Here is a 15,491-nt window from a genome sequence, read left to right on the forward strand (position 1 = left end):
ATCGCAGCTACAGCCGGCGAAGCACTCATGCGTTGAATCATGGAACTGGACGAGTGACCGTGGCTCCTCCCAGGGCAACCAGAACGTTGTTGAAAATGGCCAGTACCCGATTGCCCAGAGGGGTCACGAACGCCACCACCACAACCGCAACCATGGCCACCACAATCGCGTACTCGATCGCCGAAGCGCCGTCGGTACGGTCAAAAAACAGGCGCGCCCTGAGCCACAAATATTGAAGGATCATCCTAGTTCTCCTGGGCGCCAGAGGGCGCCGATGCAAGCGCACCGGAACACGATTCCCCGGTGCAACTTGAGCATTGTCAACAAAGTGGCGACCAGCAACTGTAAGAACGGATTAATCACTAAGTATTAATTGGAAGGCTGACACCAAAAACTCTCCTCCAATTGAGAGCAGCCTGCTTTTGTGTGCAATTTTTCCGCGAGTTAATGGCATTTCGTCCTAGCTCTACTACCTTCACATAGCGAAATAGTTGCATGTTCATAGCTGCCTAGTTGCGAAGTTAACTCGTTTGGAAGCGCCGACTGGTAATGCAGCAGGATAGGGAGAGCCTTTATGAACAGTCGCGTCACCATAGGCCTGGCTGGGCTTCTACTGCTAGGTGCGGTGTTTTTCGGTTACTGGGGGCTGGTACTCAGCCGCCAGCCTGCGCCCACCACCGCGCCTGCCCCGGCAGCCCCGAGCATGGTTGAAAAAACCACTGCCAGCGCCGAAGACCAGACCCGCCAGCCCGTGGTGGTAGTGGTGCGCGACGTACCTCCTTTCGTTCCCCTTACCGCCGCCGATCTGGCGCTGGAAAAACTGCGCACCGCACCGGCCGGCAGCCTCAGCGCAATCGATCAGGCGGTGGGACGCACGCCCTGGCGGCAACTGAGCGCCGGGACCTGGCTCAACGCCCAGAGTTTCGACAGCGGTGGGGCCCTGGCCCGAATGATTCGCCGTGACGAGCGCGCGCTGGCCGTGGCGGTGGATGAAGTGATAGGCGCCGCCGGGCAACTGAGCCCAGGGGACTATGTCGACGTGCTGCTGTTCCTGCGCCAGGACACCACCAATCTGCAGCAGTCGGCGCAGATCGCGGTCCCGGCGATGCGCGTGCTGGCGGTCGGCGAACAGCTGGGGCTGACCAACGACGGACAGCCCGCCACCCCTGCGCTGAGCAACGAAGAAAAGCTCAAGCAGGACCAGCGCCGGGTCGCCGCTCGCACCGTGGTCCTGGCCGTTCCCGAACAACTTTTGAGCCGCCTGATGCTCGCCACCCAGGTCGGCGTACTGCGCCTGGCGGTTCGCAGCAGCGAGGAACAGCGCCTGGCCCAGTACTGGGCTGGCGACAAAAACGCGGTCAGCCACCTCGATGTGGCCAACAGCAATTTGTTTCAGTTCACCCAGTTGGCGCTCGGCAATGCCCCCCGCAGTCAGGTTGCCCAGCAAAACGGCGCACCACGATCAGCGGTGGAGGTGATTCGCGGCAACCAGATCACTCAACAAACGCCCTGATCAGGCGAGGATTCTCGACATGCGCAGCGGGCTATCACCATGAGTCAAAGCCTGAACCAGACCTTTCTTGCCATCACCCGCAACAGCACCGACCTCGAATGGCTGCAAGGCGCCCTCGCGCCCCTGGGCCAGGTGGTGGGCGCCGACGGCAGTCTCGACGAACTGCTGGCGCTGGTGGACGTGACCTTCGCCAACCTGGTGTTCGTCGGCCTCGACCGCGAGCACGTGGTGGCCCAGGCCGCACTGATCGAAGGCGCCCTGGAGGCCAAGCCGATGCTGGCGATCGTCGCCCTCGGCGACGGCATGGACAATCAGCTGGTACTCAACGCGATGCGCGCCGGGGCGCGGGATTTCGTCGCCTACGGCTCACGCTCCAGCGAAGTCGCCGGGCTGGTGCGGCGCTTGAGCAAACGCCTGCCGGCGGTCACCCCCAATACCCAGCTGGGGGGCCTGACCGTGCTCTACGGGGTCCAGGCCGACGGTGACGGCGCCCTGCTGGCCGGGCACATGGCCCAGGTGGTGCAAAAGAGCGGCCAGCAGACCCTGCTGCTGGACCTCGGCCTGCCCCGGGGCGACAGCCTGGCCTTGCTGGGACTGGAGAGCTCCTTCCACTTCGGCGATGCCCTGCGTCACCTGCGGCGTCTGGATGCGACCCTGATCGACAGCGCCTTCACCAGTGCCGAGGCCGGCTTGCGGATCCTCGCCTACGCCCCCCACGACGAGCCTCTGGAACACACCAGCGCCGCAGAGCTGTACATGCTGCTCAGTGCCCTGCGCCAGCACTTCCAGCACATCGTGGTGAACCTGGTGGGACAGCCGGACAGCGAGGCACTGCGCACCTTTGTCAGCCATTGCGACAAGCTGATCTGGTGCACCGACCAGAACGTCCTCGCCTGCCGGCGCAACCTGGCGGTGCTCAACCACTGGCGCGAAAAGGGCATGAAGCTCGATCACGCACGCTTGCTGGTGGACCGCTACCTGAAAGCCGTCGCGCCGGACTCCGAAACCCTGGGCAAGACCTTCGGCCTGGAAGTGATCGCGGTGCTGGCCTACAGCCCGGAGGTGCGCCTGAATGCCAAGAACCAGGGCGTGACCCTGTTTGAAATGGCCCCTCGCGAGGCCCTGACGCAAAGCCTGAAAACCCTCGGCGAGCGCCTGGCCAAGCGCTCCGAAGGACTGGCCCGACCCAAGGGTGGCTGGCTCAATCGAATCATGGGGGGCAAATGAGCGGAGAAAAACTCTTCGGCGCCTCGACCCGCACGGTGCCGGGCAACAGCGACCACGAAGGCCTGAAACTGGTGCTGCATCGCTACATCATCGATGCCATCGAAGAGTCGGGCAGAAACCTGCTGGAGAGCTCCCGGCAGAACCTCTCGCAGTTCGTCACCGACAAGGTGGCGGAGTACATCGCGCGCATGCACCTGGCGATTTCCCGCTATGAAATGGAGCGTCTGGCCGAGGAGATCGTCGACGAACTCACCGGTTTCGGCCCCCTGGAAGTCTTGCTGCGCGATCAGGCAGTCACCGAGATTCTGGTCAACGGCCCGCACCGGGTGTTCGTCGAACGCGATGGCGTGCTGCACCAGAGCGACTTGCGCTTCATCGACGCGCACCACGTGGAGCGGGTCATGCAACGGATTCTCGCGCCCCTGGGCCGGCGCCTCGACGAATCCTCGCCCATGGTCGACGCGCGCCTGCCCGACGGCAGCCGGGTCAACGCGATCATTCCCCCCATTGCCCTGGACGGCCCCTGCCTGTCGATCCGCAAGTTTCGCAAGGACATGCTCAAGAGCAGCGACCTGATCGCCATGCAGACCATCGATCTGGCGATCTTCGAGTTCCTCCAGGACGCTGTGGGCAAGCGCTGCAACATTCTCATCAGCGGCGGCACCGGCACCGGCAAGACCACCCTGCTGAATATTCTCAGCCAGTTGATCAACCCCCACGAGCGCCTGGTCACCATCGAAGACGTGGCCGAGCTGCAACTGGGGCATCCCCACGTGGTGCGCCTGGAAACCCGTCCGCCCAATGCCGAAGGGCACGGCGAGGTCAAGGCCAGCGACCTGATCCGCAACGCCCTGCGGATGCGCCCGGACCGGATCATCCTCGGCGAGATCCGCGGCGTCGAAGTGCTGGATGTCCTGACGGCCATGAACACCGGCCATGACGGCTCCATGAGTACGGTGCACGCCAACAACGCCCAGGACGCCCTGCTGCGCCTGGAAACCCTGGTGGGCCTGACCGGGCGCCAGGTGGCCGAGCGCACCCTGCGGCAGATGATCTGCGCGGCCCTGGACGTGGTGATCCAACTGACCCGCCTGCCCGACGGCCGCCGCTGCGTCAGTGAAGTGGTGGAGGTGGTGGGCATCCGCGAGGACATCTACGTCACCAATACCCTGTTTCGCCTGAACCGCCGCAACGGCCTGGGTTTTGAGCGCGAGGCGCTGAACCCGGCAGGCGACAAACTGCGCCGCGAGAGCGGACTGGGCATCAACTGAACCGCCGAGGTGGCCCATGATCGGCCTGCTGCTTACCTTGATCTGCCTGCTGCTACTGGGGCTTTCCGGATGGCTGTTCTACCACGGCGTGCGCAAGACCGAGCGCGAGCGCGTGCTCAATCGCCTGGCTCAGGGGCAACCCGAACTCAACCCGCAACGCCGTTCATGGACCGGCCTGGACCAGGCCTTCGCCCGCGCTGGCCTGGGCCAGCCCACGGAGCGCCTGGGCCTGTGGCTGGCGGTCTGGGCGGTACTGACCCTGCTGGGTTACCTGCTGGGAGACTGGCTTGGCCTGCTGGCTTGCGTGCTGCTGCCGCCCCTGTTGCTGCGCCTGTCCATTGCCTGGCTGTATCAGCGCCGGCTCAAGCGCATGATCGAACAACTGCCCGCGCTGCTGGATCACAGCGTGCGCAGCCTGAAGTCCGGACGCACCCTGGCGGATGCCGTGCTGGGCGCCATCGAGGCCAGCAACGACCCACTCAAGCAAGCCATGGGACGCATCCAGCGCAACGTGCAGTTGGGGGTCAACCTGCCGGACGCGGTCAGTGATTTCGCCGAGTTCTACGAACAGGACGAGCTGCGCATGTTCGCCCTGGGGCTGAAGGTCAACCACCGTTACGGCGGCAACGCGAGCGAGTTGCTGGAGAACCTGATCAAGCTGATCCGTGAGCGCGAGCAAGGGGCCCGGCAGTTGCGCGCAATGACCGGGGAAACCCGCATGACGGCCTGGGTCCTGGGCAGCCTGCCGCTGCTGCTGGTGAGCTACTTCATGCTCACCAATCCGGGCTACATGCTGGGCATGTGGCACGACCCTTCCGGCCAGGCGATGCTGATCACCGCGGTGTGCCTGCAGATCTTCGGTTGCCTGGCCCTGTGGCGCATGTTGAGGAGTATCTGAAATGCTTCTGCTGGCTGCTGCGCTGCTGTTTCTCGGGGCCTTGCTGCTGCTCAGTAACGGCCTGCTGACGCAACGCCGGCGCGAGCGCCAGATTGCCCAGCGGCTGCAGGGCCACATGACCCGCGACAACCGCCTGGGCAGTTGGCTGCGGCGGCTGGGCAACAGTCGTTTCGGCCAACGCGCGGTGAACATGGACAGCGAAACCCAGACCCTGCTCAATCGCCTGGGCTGGCGCCGGTCCGCGCAGCGTTCACTGTTCGCGGCCTGCCAGATCGGCACCCCGGTGGTAGCCGTGTGCCTGGTGATCTTCATCCAGGAGGTGGCGTTTCCCGAAGCCCAGAGCCACTGGCTGACACCGATGCTCGCCGCCGGCGCCGGCTACCTGCTGCCCAAGCGGGTCCTGGCCTACGCCGCCCAACGCCGGCAAAAACACATCGCCCTGGAGATCTCCACCTTCATTCCCTTGCTGCGCATCCTGTTCGAGTCGGGCATGGCGGTGGAGCAGGCGCTGCGGGTCCTGAGCAACGAGGCCGGAAAACTGCTGCCGGAACTGACCCACGAACTGCGCCTGATCCTGGCACGGGTGGACTCAGGCCTGGAGCTGGGCCAGGAACTCAACAAGACCGCGACCCTGCTGGCGGTGGACGAGTTCACCGACACCTGCGTGATTCTCCAGCAACTGATCCTGCAAGGTGGCGGCGCGATGAAATCCCTGCAGGCCCTCAAGCAATTGCTCGACGACCGGCGCCTGACACGCTTGCAGGAATACATCTCGAAAATGTCGGCCAAGATGTCGGTGGTGATGATGCTGTTTCTGTTTCCCGCCCTGCTGATCGTGCTGGCCGGGCCCGGCTTTACCGCCATTGCCCGGGCCTTTGCCTACTGAGCCTTGGCCGGCTGGACAGGGGCGAGAGTGTCGCAGCCGGCGGCGAATGGCCCGCCGCCGGCTGCGACAGCCTCAGTGGGCGGTGACTCGCTGGCGCAGTCCCGAATTGCTCGGCGACAAGGCCAGGGCCAGTTGCGTGCGGTTGTGCATGTGGGTCAGCCGCAGGACCTGGGAAACATAGAGCTTGACGGTGTTTTCGGTGATCCCCAGTTCACAGGCGATCTGGTAGTTGGTCTGCCCCTTGCCCACCAGTCGCGCCACATCCAGCTGGCGTGGGGAGAGCTGGTTGAAGATCGCCGGCACTTCGAACGGGTCCGCATCGCCACTGCCCTCGTCCAGGGACTCCTCGGCGCGGCTGGCGGCTGGCGTGCGCCGGACCTTGTCCAGGTCCTGGTACAGGTCGTCGATGGATTCGGAGAGGAACTGCAGCTTCTGGTTCAGATGCCCCAGGTGCAGGTTCTTCTGCCGCTCCTGCAAGGCGACTTCCTGACGTTGCAGGCCTTCGAGGAGTTCATCCAGGTCGATGGGTTTCTGGTAGTAATCGGCGATGCCGGCACGCATGGCCTTGATCACGTCCTGCTTGTCGGACTGCCCGGTGAGCATGATGGCTTCGAACACCCGTTGCTTGCCGGCCAGGCGCTGCAGTTCCTGCACCAGTTGGATCCCGTCCATGTCGGGCATGTGCAGGTCGCAGAGCACCAGGGAAATGTCCGGGTCCCTGTTGAAGCACTCCACCGCCTGGCGGGCGGACTCGCAAGGGACACAGCGGTAACCGCTGTTTTCAAGAAACTCGCAAAGCTCTTCGACAATCAGCGGCTGATCATCAACCACGAGCACTTTCATCTGGGAGGTGAGATTGTTCACGTGCGACTCCGTGCGGGCCAATCGCCGATTGACCACTCCTGTCCTGCCCGCAGGATCCGGGCAGCCACGACTTAAAACCTAGACCTACTTTCCGACTATGTACATAGCATTAATCGGCCCGGCGACTAGTGGATCACGCACACAGTTAAGACCATTCCAGCCAGGACAAAGGGGGCGAACGGGTATTTTTTTGACAGCCCCGTGGCGCAGGTCTCGGTTTGTGGCTCAAGCCCCTGTTTCGCTGCGAGTCGGAGCCCGGGGACGAGCAGCAGCCACAGCAGGCTGCAGACCCCGGCGCCGATAAACGCCCCCAGCAGATGTTCGGGATCGCTGGCCAGTCCCAGGGCGGCCATCAACTTGACGTCCCCCGCCCCCATCCGCCCCATGGCGTACCCCGGCAGGGTGAGCAGCAGGGCCAGCAACAATGCCCAGCCGCCCTGGGCAGCCGCAGCGCCCAGCCAGGTGCTGCCGGTCCACAGCAGGTAGCCGCTCGCCAGCAGCGCGGCGCCCAGCGTCAAGGTGTTGGCAATATGCCGTTGACGCAGGTCCTGCACCGCGCAGAGCCCCAGCCAGATCCACAGAACCCAGAAATGCATCAGCTAAAAAGCTCCTTTTACCGGATTGATTCTATGCTCAATGGACATAGTGACTGTCAGGGTAGACGCACTCATGAAACCGGGCCTCCCCAGCAAGCAGAAGGGCGCTGCAGCCATCGAGTTCGCGGCGGTGTTCGTGATCTTCTTCGCGGTGTTTTACGGTCTGGTCAGCTACAGCCTGCCGCTGTTGATGATGCAGTCCTTCAACCAGGCCACCGCCGAGGCCGTGCGCCGCGCCGTGGCGGTGGATCCCAACAGCGCCAACTACGCCACCACGGTGCAGAACCTGGCCAATAGCGTGGTGCAGGCCCAGACCCTGTGGATTCCAACCCTCTTCAACTTCGCCGCCACCGACTACAGCGCGGTGTATGCCAATGGCGTGCTCACCGTGCGCATCGACTACCCCACCGCGAAGCTCACCCAGGTGCTGCCGCGCCTGGTGTTGCCGGTGATAGGCCCGGTCCCCAACTTGCCCACTACCCTGTCCGCCCTCTCGAGCGTGCAATTTTGAACGCCAGCGACAAGCTGTTCGGGCGCCTGCTGGGCCGCCAGCCAGCGCCCGCCGACGAACCCCAGGCCCCGTTGCCGGCCCAGGCCGTCGGCCTGCAACTGGTGCTGGATTCGAAGGGGCGGATCCTCACCAGCAGCGGACCGCTGCGCCATGCGCTGGCGCAGTTGCCGCCCTCGCCCGAGCCCCACCACCTGATGGACTACGCCCTGCCCGGCTGCGCCCTGGCCCTGGAGGGGCACCCCACCGACTGGAGCGCACAGGTGCTGGATCTGGACCTGCGCGGACTGGGCGGCCAGACCCTGCACCTGCGCGGCTGGGTCCAGAGCTGTGGCAGCCAGTGGCTGCTGCAACTGCTGGACATCGGCGACCTGATCCAACAGCGCCAGCAGGCCCTGAGCCGGGAGCAATGCCAGATCTTCGCCACGCAGATCAACGAGCAGATCCGCCTGTGCACCCTGAGCCGGCTGCCGGACGTGCTGCTCGACCAACTCACCGACCTGGCCCGCTACTGCCACATCCCTTGCGTGGGCCTGGCCTTGCTCGACGACGAGGAACAAACCTGGGTACTGCACAGCGGCTACAGCGCCCACGACGCCCCCCGGCTGTGGCAGGACGGCCAGGTTCTGGGTAGCGGCCTGGACAGCCTGAGCGGCAATGCCCCGCTGCACCTGAATCACATCCAGGGCCTGAATGAACACCCGCGCCTGCAGGGGATCTTCGGTCACCGCGAAGGCTTCCTGGTGCCCTACCGGGACGCTCACGGTGTCGCCGCCTGGTTGCTGTGCGGCTGTTACGCCGTGCAACAGCAGGCGCCGCACCTGCTGGAACGCGACTGGCTGATGCTCACTGCGGCCCTGGCCGAGCCCTTGCTCGAGCGCCTGCGCGAACAACGCAACCACCTGCATCTGGAACGCCTGGAGGCACTGCAGGGCCTGTTGGGCGCGGGCTGGTGGGAATTGTGCCCAGAGACCGCCGAGATCGAGCTGGCCAGTCAGCTGGTCGCCAGTCTGCAGCTGCCCGACTCGTGCAACAGGCTGCCGGTCCAGGACTGGCTGGAGCTGATTCACCCCGCCGACCGCGGCGAACTGGCCAGCCGCCTGCACGCCCTGACCCTGGGCAAGCCGCTGCTGCTCTGCGTGCGCCTGCCCGGGCCGGACCCGAGCCTGCCGCCACGCTGGTACCGCTTGCAGGGCCAGTCCCTGGGACGAGGGGAACAACAGCGGCTCCTGGGCTTCATGCTGGACATCAGCGATATCAAGAACCAGCAGCAACAGGCGGCGGCGGCCCATGCGCGCCTGGACAATCTGATTGCCAGCTCACCGGCGGTGATCTACGTCCAGCGCTACCTGGAAGGCGCCCTGCAACCGAGCTTTTTCAGCGCCAGCCTGCAACCGCTGCTGGGCTGGAGCCTGGAGGACTGCACCGCGGCCGGCCTGGCGGACTGGGTGCACCCCGAGGACCACGACCTGTATTTCCAGCGCTGCCGCCAGTTGTTGCGCGAAGGCAGCGTCCACGCCCGCTATCGCCTGCGCGACCGCCATGGGGCTTTCCATTGGGTCATGGATGAAGCCAAGCTGTTGCGCGACGACCTGGGGCTACCGGTGGAGGCCGTCGGCCTGTGGCTGGACGTGACCGAGGCGACCCTGGCCGCCGAACAGATGCGCCAGAGCGAGGAGCGCTACCGGATCCTGGTGGAAGACTCGCCGGCGATGATCTGCCGCTACCGCCCGGACCTGACCCTGACCTTCGGCAACCGGCCGCTGGCGGCCTACCTGGAATGCCCCGCCGAGGAACTGCCGGGGAGCAATCTTGGGCAATGGCTGTCTGCCGAACAGCGCGAAGGTTTCGAGCGAAGGATCCAGCGGCTGAGCCCGGAGTTTCCCCTCAGCACCGCCGAGATCTGCCTGCAGCTGCCGGGGCGTGAACACGCCTGGTGGGTCTGGTCCGATCGCGGGGTCTTCGATGAGCAGGGACAGTTGCTGGAGATCCAGGCCGTGGGCCGCGACAACACCGAAGTCCGACGTGCCCAGCAGCAGCTCATGCAAAGCGCGAAAATGGCCACCCTGGGGGAAATGGCCACCGGCCTGGCCCACGAAATCAACCAGCCGCTGAACGTGATGCGCATGGCCATCGTCAATGTGCTCAAGCGCCTGAACAGCGGCGAGATCCAGATCGACTACCTCACCGACAAACTGCATCGCATCGACACCCAGGTGCAGCGGGCCGCCCGGGTGGTGGACCACATGCGGGTGTTCGGCCGACGTTCGGAGGTGGAACAACAACCCTTCAACCCGGCCCTGGCCATCGAGGGCACCCTGTCCCTGCTGGCCGAAGGCATGCGCGGCAAAGGGATCGAACTGCGCATCAGCGAGCTGGGGTTCGAGGTGCAGGTGCTGGGCTTCGTCGACCAGCTGGAGCAGGTGCTGATCAACCTCATGGTCAATGCCCGGGACGCGCTGCTGGGCCAACAGCAGCGGCAAGCCTTCAAGCCCTGGATTGCCGTGCATGGCCAGCGCGACGAACACTGGGTACGCCTGTGGGTCGAGGACAATGGCGGCGGTATCGACCCGCGCCTGCTGGAGCGGATCTTCGAACCCTTCTTCACCACCAAGCCGGCGGGCATCGGCACCGGGCTCGGGCTTTCGGTGAGCTACGGCATCGTGGAAAACATGGGCGGCCGCCTGAGCGTCAGCAACGGAGTGGACGGCGCGCGCTTTTGCATCGAGCTGCCGATTGCCCCGGCGGATCAGATCACCAGGTAGGCCCGGCCGGTCTGCCCGCAGGTGAGATTGGCCCCGACCTCAACGTCCATCAGCTTGATGCCCAGGGTCGCCAGCAGGCTGTTGAGCAGCGGATCGAGCAAGGGGCTCAAGAGGTTGCTGATCAGCGGCATGATCAGGCTGGTCACTCCATTGATCACGCCTCCCGCCCCCGCCACCACCGAGCCCAGCAGATTGCCACTGGTCGGCTGGTACACCTCCAGGCTGATCCCGGCAATAGCGCCCGACAGGCTGTTGACCAGATTGTTGGTCGGCGCCGCGTTCTGGTAGCTCGGCGCCTGATTGACGTTGGGCGGCGTGGGAAACGGCGGCGCGCTGCTGGCGTACACCAGGTCGCGCCCGACGTTGGGTCCGGTCTGGCTGAGCCCCAGCGCACTGTCGACCTTGAGCCCGATGCCGCCGGCGGCGAACGCCGTCCGCGCCGGTCCGCAACTGCCGATGCCGAGGATCTTGTGGCAGGTCCAGATCCCCAGGTCGACGATCGGCACCGGCGTCACCACCGGTTCTGCTGCCGAGGAGAAGGCGGTATTGGGATCGATCTGCCCGACCTTGATATCGACCAGTGACGACTCGCTGTGCACCGTGAGGCTTTTACTGCCGGCGTTGTCCGTCGGACAGCTGTAGTTGGTGACGTAGGCCTTGGCGCCCCCCAGTTCCAGGTTGATGTCGATGCGCGCCGTGGGCAGCACCTCGGGATCGACCTGCTGGCAGCCGGCGCCCAGCAGGCAACCGACGGAGTTGATGGTGGCCGCCAGGTTCAGGCTCAGGACGCTGTTGAGGGTCGGCGTCAGTGAACTCACCAGGCCCAGCAGGGCGTTGGCCAGGCCGGTGATCCCGGACAATCCGGTCAGGTTGACCGACACCAGGGTGCGCACCTGGGCCGTGCGGACATAGATGCGGTTGGCGCCCAGGGGATCGAGGATGGCCAGCCGGGGATCGCCGACCGCCGAGAACTGCGGCGGTTCGATGACCTTGACCCTGATGGTGACGTTGGCCAGCCCCAGCAGGTTGGCCGGCACCACCGCCGCCACCGCGCTCTTGCTGTTGGCCAACTGGATCATCGCCTGCAGCAACTGGAAGAGTTGCAGATTGGCATCCAGTGCGGTGGTCGCCGCACCGGTCTGCAACTTGAGGATATCCCCCAGCTTGAGTTGCGGGATCTGGCTGCTCACCGCCACTTGCAGGGCGCCCAGGGCCGCCAGCACATCGGCCGTCGCGCCATTGGCCTGGACCACGGTGGCGGCGGTCTGGATCAGCCGGGTCAGGCTGGCCTGAGTGTTGAGCAACTGGCTGTAGTTGCCCGCGGCAACCCCCAGGTCGATGGCCAACTGGTCGAGGTAGCGCAGCAGGTTGATGTCGCTGTTGAGCAGGCCATTCCAGCCCACGGCGCTGATGTTGAGGCTGCCGCCCAGCATGCTGCCCACCAAGGTGTTGAGCAGCGGTGAGTTGGTGCTGTCGACGGTGGCCAGGGTGCTGCGAATGCTCAGTTGCGCCCGCGGCGGGGTGGGCGCGGCGGCAACCGCCGTGGCGCTGAGCTGGGTGTTGAGGTTGATCGGCCCCGGGGTGAACAGCGCCCCGATGCCCGACGCCACACTGATGGGCACCGTGTGGGTCGCCACTACCCGCACGGCCGCCGATTGCGCCGGGTCGGCATTGAAGGTGCGCAAGCTGTTGGCCCCGGTGGTCAGCGCACCGCACGCGGTCGTCAGGGTACTGCCGGCGTCGACGGTAAAACCATTGCGGGTCGCGCTCTGTCCGGCATAGGTCGCGGCGCTGAGGCCGGCCTGGCAGTTGCCGCCCCGGCTCACGGCCTCCAGGGCTGCGTTGTCGGCGACCCGCTGCAACTTGCGCTGCTCCATGTACAGCCGGCCGCTGTCCACCACCACGACCATCAGCAACAACGCCAGCCCCATGGTCACGGCAGCCATCAGACCAATGGCTCCACGCTGGCGACGCGGACCGGTAAAACGCTTCAGGGGAGACATCGGGGCACTCCTTTTCCCGGCTCGTGGCCGAGCGCGCACTCCATCGATGCACAGCAGTGTAGTCAAAGGCCGGGCCGTCGCTGGCAAGGTGCCAGCTCGCCTGACTGGCGGCGCCAGGGTGCTCCGCCAGTCAGTGTCGAGGCGTGTGCCGCGCGGGACCCAAGGCCCTAGTGCGGCGGGTAGTTCTGCAGGATACGCATCACCGTATTACGCACCGCGGCGCTGCGATCCACCGGGCTCGGCGAGCTGCTGAGCAACTGCTCGTCGCTGCCGCGCCACACCAGCTTGCCGTCCTTGCCATCGAGCAGGTCGATCTGGATGGTCGCCACCTTGTAGGAGATGTTGCGGGTCTCGTTGTACATCGGCCCGCCCCAGTAGCCATTCCAGGGGCCGCCCCAACCGCCACCGTAGTTGGTGGTGACCTGCTGCTGACGGTCCTCGACGATCAGGTATGCCTGGACCTTGAGATCGGCCTGGGCAGGGCCCTGCACCGGGCGCAGGCCACGCTGGTCCAACTGCTCGGCGACGGCCTGGCGGATGCGCTGCTCGGTCAGGTCGCTCTTGATCCGCGGATCATCGGGGCGATATTGCAGGGCGGGTTCTTTCCAGCTCCAGCTGCGGTAGGCGCCAAAGTCCCGGCTGGCGTCGAAATCATGATTGACCTGGTTGGCGGCACAGGCACTGAGCAAGGCGGCACATACCAGTAACGCGATTCGATGGAACATGCTGATTCTCCGATTCAAGAACAACCACCGGTGGCCCTAACTGGGAGGATAGGCCGCCATTGCCTTTTGCACCGCCTCACGCAAGGCCTCGGCGCGCTCGCCGAGGCTGCCGCGGCTGCTGGTTTCGGCGCTGGCGCTCCATACCGGCTGGCCACTGGCGCCGTCGTACAGATTGACCCGAACCACCACCACTTCGACTTCGTAGGTGCGCACCACCGGCACGCTGCCGTACATGCCGTAGCCCGGGCCATAGCGGTTATAACCGCCGTAGCCGCCATAACCGTAGTCGTCCTGGACCTGGCGCAGGCGCTTCTCCAGGTGCAGGTCGGCACTGACCCACAGGTCCGCCGGGCGCCGGTCTAGCACCGGACGCAGGCCCTGCTGGTCCAGAGCGTTGCTCACCGCCTCGGCGATCTGCGCCGAATCGGCCCAGGCCGAGCCGTTGGGCAGGCGCCCATTGAGCCAGGCCCAGTTGCGATAACGTCCATAATCGCGCGGCGGCGCCGGGTAGGCGCTGCGGTCGAAGGTGTTGGCCGCTTGCGGCGGCGCCGGCGGCAGGGGATTGCTACTGGCGACGTAGGGGTTGCTGCCCTGACAGGCGGCAAGCCCCGAACACAGGAAGATCAGACCCAGACGGCGTTTCATTGCGCACTCCGTTAGACCGGCCGGCACAGCCAATGCAGATAACGCCCAAGGCCGGCGAAACTTGGGTGTCGGCGGTGAGCCAGTTCCATTTGCAACAGGTCCGTCAGCTCGGCTCGCGCCTGGAACTCCACCGGCATGTAGTCGTGGAAAACCCGCACTCCACTCTGGGTTTCGACTCGCCACAAGCCTTCAAGTTGCGCCGCCAGCTCGCGAGGATCAAGCGGTTGTTGCGGAGTCAGGCTCTGCTTTTCACCGGCCATGTCGTTCTTGCGCATCTTGCGGAAGTGGCCCTTGAGCAGGTTGCGGTAGACCAGCGCATCGCGGTTGTAGAAGGCCAGGGACAACCAGCCATCGACGCGAGTCAACTGGTGCAGCACCGGCAGGATCGCGTGGGGCTCGGCCAGCCATTCCAGCACCGCATGGCAGAGCACCAGGTCGTAGGGCTCGGTCAGTTGGCCCAGCAGTTCCTGCCAGGGCGCCTGGATGAAGGTCGCCTGCTGCCCGGCCTCGGCGAAGCGCTGGCGGGCACCGTCGAGCATCGGCGCGGCGGGCTCGGCCAGCGTCACCTGGTGCCCCTGCTCGGCCAGCCACAAGGACATGTGCCCCAGGCCCGCGCCGATATCCAGCACCCGCAGCGGCCGCTGGGGCAGGCTTTCCTTGAGGTCGGCCTGGAGCACCGCGAGGCGGATCGCGCCCTTGGCACCGCCATAGATCTTCTCGGCGAAACGGGTCGCCAACTGGTCGAAATGCCGGTCGCTCATGAGCAGAACCGCCGTTCGCTGTCCGCCAGCTTGCTGCGCACCACCTGGTCCATGTCCAGCCCCAATTCGCTGCACAGCAACAGCAGGTAGAGGACGATGTCGCCCACTTCCTGGCCGGCATGGGCCAGCTTGTCCGCCGACAGTTGCCGGGACTGGTCCTCGGTCAGCCACTGGAAGATTTCCACCAGTTCGGCCATTTCGACGCTGGCGGCCATGGCCAGGTTCTTCGGGCTGTGAAATTGCCGCCAGTCGTTGCGGTCACGGATGGCATGCAGGCGTTGGGTCAGTTGCTCTAGGTTCATCGGGGTCTCCTGAAGGCGTATAGCTTCCGGGGGATGGCCGTGGGACGCAAGAGCGCTTTCGCCGGCCGGCCGGCTCCTACAGAATGTGCGACCCCGGCAGCTTCTATGCTGAACCGGGAACTCGCTACGGGCAGTCATGGCCCAAGGTTGAGCGGGCACCCGGCCCCTCGTCGATCAGGACACACACATGCAGGTAGAAAGCTTCTTCGAATGGCTTGGCCAGGCCATAGGTTCGGTCATCCGCTTCATCGTCGACCTGCTCAGCGGGTTGTTCGGCAGCCTGACCCACGCCGGCGGCAACTTCGTCGATGGGCTGGCCCGGGCCCTGGGCATGGACACGTCGATCGTCAGCATCATCGGCCTGATCGTCGGCCTGATGTTTCTCTACTGGGCGATCCGCGCCTTCATGCGCGCCTCGATCATCCTCGGCATCATCTGGCTGGTGCTGGGCCTCTGGCTGCTGAGCTGGATCATCCACTGACGCGGCGGTAAAACCTCGGCGCATCACGGCGCCGGGGCTACAATGC

16 protein-coding genes are annotated in these 15,491 nt (G+C 65.2%); 8 read left to right on the forward strand and 8 right to left on the reverse strand.

The window, feature by feature from the left end:
* Window positions 1–37: 37 nt before the first annotated feature.
* Window positions 38–244: a Flp family type IVb pilin gene (locus L1O02_RS27535; protein WP_060837367.1), complete on the reverse strand. Its 207-nt coding sequence runs from the start codon at window positions 242–244 to the stop codon at window positions 38–40.
* A 330-nt stretch (window positions 245–574) separates the two neighbouring features.
* Here L1O02_RS27535 and cpaB point away from each other — a divergent pair, with 330 nt between their 5' ends.
* The 5 genes from cpaB to L1O02_RS27560 are packed head-to-tail and all read left to right on the forward strand — an operon-like array spanning window position 575 to window position 5,795.
* Entirely contained in the window at window positions 575–1,513 is a 939-nt protein-coding gene (gene cpaB, locus L1O02_RS27540) for a Flp pilus assembly protein CpaB (protein ID WP_108545995.1), read from the forward strand.
* A gap of 39 nt (window positions 1,514–1,552) precedes the next feature.
* A complete protein-coding gene (locus L1O02_RS27545) occupies window positions 1,553–2,740 on the forward strand; it encodes a pilus assembly protein (RefSeq protein WP_235759060.1) in 1,188 nt (395 codons plus the stop codon).
* Window positions 2,737–4,011 carry a CpaF family protein gene (locus L1O02_RS27550; RefSeq protein WP_060837364.1) on the forward strand — a complete coding sequence of 425 codons (1,275 nt, stop codon included), beginning with the start codon at window positions 2,737–2,739 and terminating at the stop codon, window positions 4,009–4,011. The genes L1O02_RS27545 and L1O02_RS27550 overlap by 4 nt, the downstream gene beginning before the upstream one ends.
* Window positions 4,012–4,027: 16 nt before the next feature.
* Window positions 4,028–4,909 (forward strand): type II secretion system F family protein, encoded by an 882-nt coding sequence (locus L1O02_RS27555; protein ID WP_060837363.1) that lies wholly within the window; start codon window positions 4,028–4,030, stop codon window positions 4,907–4,909.
* Between the two features lies 1 nt (window position 4,910).
* Entirely contained in the window at window positions 4,911–5,795 is an 885-nt protein-coding gene (locus L1O02_RS27560) for a type II secretion system F family protein (RefSeq protein WP_060837362.1), read from the forward strand.
* A gap of 72 nt (window positions 5,796–5,867) precedes the next feature.
* Here L1O02_RS27560 and L1O02_RS27565 read toward each other — a convergent pair whose 3' ends face one another.
* Window positions 5,868–6,659 (reverse strand): response regulator transcription factor, encoded by a 792-nt coding sequence (locus L1O02_RS27565; protein ID WP_060837361.1) that lies wholly within the window; start codon window positions 6,657–6,659, stop codon window positions 5,868–5,870.
* A gap of 125 nt (window positions 6,660–6,784) precedes the next feature.
* A complete protein-coding gene (locus L1O02_RS27570; RefSeq protein WP_235759062.1) occupies window positions 6,785–7,255 on the reverse strand; it encodes an A24 family peptidase in 471 nt (156 codons plus the stop codon).
* Between the two features lie 73 nt (window positions 7,256–7,328).
* Here L1O02_RS27570 and L1O02_RS27575 point away from each other — a divergent pair, with 73 nt between their 5' ends.
* Both L1O02_RS27575 and L1O02_RS27580 read left to right on the forward strand, forming a co-directional pair.
* A complete protein-coding gene (locus L1O02_RS27575) occupies window positions 7,329–7,766 on the forward strand; it encodes a TadE/TadG family type IV pilus assembly protein (RefSeq protein WP_060837359.1) in 438 nt (145 codons plus the stop codon).
* Complete coding sequence (locus L1O02_RS27580) at window positions 7,763–10,528, forward strand: PAS domain-containing sensor histidine kinase (RefSeq protein WP_235759064.1); 2,766 nt, start codon at window positions 7,763–7,765, stop codon at window positions 10,526–10,528. The genes L1O02_RS27575 and L1O02_RS27580 overlap by 4 nt, the downstream gene beginning before the upstream one ends.
* On the opposite strand, the gene L1O02_RS27585 is transcribed toward L1O02_RS27580, so the two are convergent.
* The 5 genes from L1O02_RS27585 to L1O02_RS27605 form a co-directional block, all read right to left on the reverse strand.
* Window positions 10,513–12,531, reverse strand: a complete 2,019-nt coding sequence (locus tag L1O02_RS27585) for a pilus assembly protein TadG-related protein (RefSeq protein WP_235759066.1) — start codon at window positions 12,529–12,531, stop codon at window positions 10,513–10,515. The two genes, L1O02_RS27580 and L1O02_RS27585, sit on opposite strands and share 16 nt — an antisense overlap.
* Window positions 12,532–12,698: 167 nt before the next feature.
* Entirely contained in the window at window positions 12,699–13,256 is a 558-nt protein-coding gene (locus L1O02_RS27590) for a DUF4136 domain-containing protein (RefSeq protein WP_060842377.1), read from the reverse strand.
* 36 nt (window positions 13,257–13,292) lie between these two features.
* A complete protein-coding gene (locus tag L1O02_RS27595) occupies window positions 13,293–13,901 on the reverse strand; it encodes a DUF4136 domain-containing protein (RefSeq protein ID WP_060837355.1) in 609 nt (202 codons plus the stop codon).
* 11 nt (window positions 13,902–13,912) lie between these two features.
* A complete protein-coding gene (locus L1O02_RS27600; RefSeq protein ID WP_235759068.1) occupies window positions 13,913–14,662 on the reverse strand; it encodes a methyltransferase in 750 nt (249 codons plus the stop codon).
* Window positions 14,659–14,964 carry a MazG-like family protein gene (locus tag L1O02_RS27605; RefSeq protein WP_235759070.1) on the reverse strand — a complete coding sequence of 102 codons (306 nt, stop codon included), beginning with the start codon at window positions 14,962–14,964 and terminating at the stop codon, window positions 14,659–14,661. Before L1O02_RS27605 ends, L1O02_RS27600 begins: the two co-directional genes overlap by 4 nt.
* Window positions 14,965–15,151: 187 nt before the next feature.
* On the opposite strand from L1O02_RS27605, the gene L1O02_RS27610 reads away from it, so the two are divergent.
* On the forward strand, window positions 15,152–15,445 hold the full coding sequence (locus L1O02_RS27610; protein WP_060837353.1) for a hypothetical protein: 294 nt from the start codon (window positions 15,152–15,154) through the stop codon (window positions 15,443–15,445).
* Window positions 15,446–15,491 lie beyond the last annotated feature (46 nt).

It is taken from the genome of Pseudomonas sp. BC42, from assembly GCF_021560055.1.
Lineage (GTDB): Bacteria > Pseudomonadota > Gammaproteobacteria > Pseudomonadales > Pseudomonadaceae > Aquipseudomonas.

Coding starts and splice junctions, on each gene's coding strand:
- L1O02_RS27610 (WP_060837353.1), top strand. CDS start 15,152: ATGCAGGTAGAAAGCTTCTTCGAATGGCTTGGCCAGGCCATAGGTTCG.
- L1O02_RS27595 (WP_060837355.1), bottom strand. CDS start 13,901: ATGAAACGCCGTCTGGGTCTGATCTTCCTGTGTTCGGGGCTTGCCGCC.
- L1O02_RS27570 (WP_235759062.1), bottom strand. CDS start 7,255: ATGCATTTCTGGGTTCTGTGGATCTGGCTGGGGCTCTGCGCGGTGCAG.
- L1O02_RS27575 (WP_060837359.1), top strand. CDS start 7,329: ATGAAACCGGGCCTCCCCAGCAAGCAGAAGGGCGCTGCAGCCATCGAG.
- L1O02_RS27550 (WP_060837364.1), top strand. CDS start 2,737: ATGAGCGGAGAAAAACTCTTCGGCGCCTCGACCCGCACGGTGCCGGGC.
- L1O02_RS27560 (WP_060837362.1), top strand. CDS start 4,911: ATGCTTCTGCTGGCTGCTGCGCTGCTGTTTCTCGGGGCCTTGCTGCTG.
- L1O02_RS27555 (WP_060837363.1), top strand. CDS start 4,028: ATGATCGGCCTGCTGCTTACCTTGATCTGCCTGCTGCTACTGGGGCTT.
- L1O02_RS27585 (WP_235759066.1), bottom strand. CDS start 12,531: ATGTCTCCCCTGAAGCGTTTTACCGGTCCGCGTCGCCAGCGTGGAGCC.
- L1O02_RS27600 (WP_235759068.1), bottom strand. CDS start 14,662: ATGAGCGACCGGCATTTCGACCAGTTGGCGACCCGTTTCGCCGAGAAG.
- L1O02_RS27590 (WP_060842377.1), bottom strand. CDS start 13,256: ATGTTCCATCGAATCGCGTTACTGGTATGTGCCGCCTTGCTCAGTGCC.
- L1O02_RS27545 (WP_235759060.1), top strand. CDS start 1,553: ATGAGTCAAAGCCTGAACCAGACCTTTCTTGCCATCACCCGCAACAGC.
- L1O02_RS27605 (WP_235759070.1), bottom strand. CDS start 14,964: ATGAACCTAGAGCAACTGACCCAACGCCTGCATGCCATCCGTGACCGC.
- cpaB (WP_108545995.1), top strand. CDS start 575: ATGAACAGTCGCGTCACCATAGGCCTGGCTGGGCTTCTACTGCTAGGT.
- L1O02_RS27535 (WP_060837367.1), bottom strand. CDS start 244: ATGATCCTTCAATATTTGTGGCTCAGGGCGCGCCTGTTTTTTGACCGT.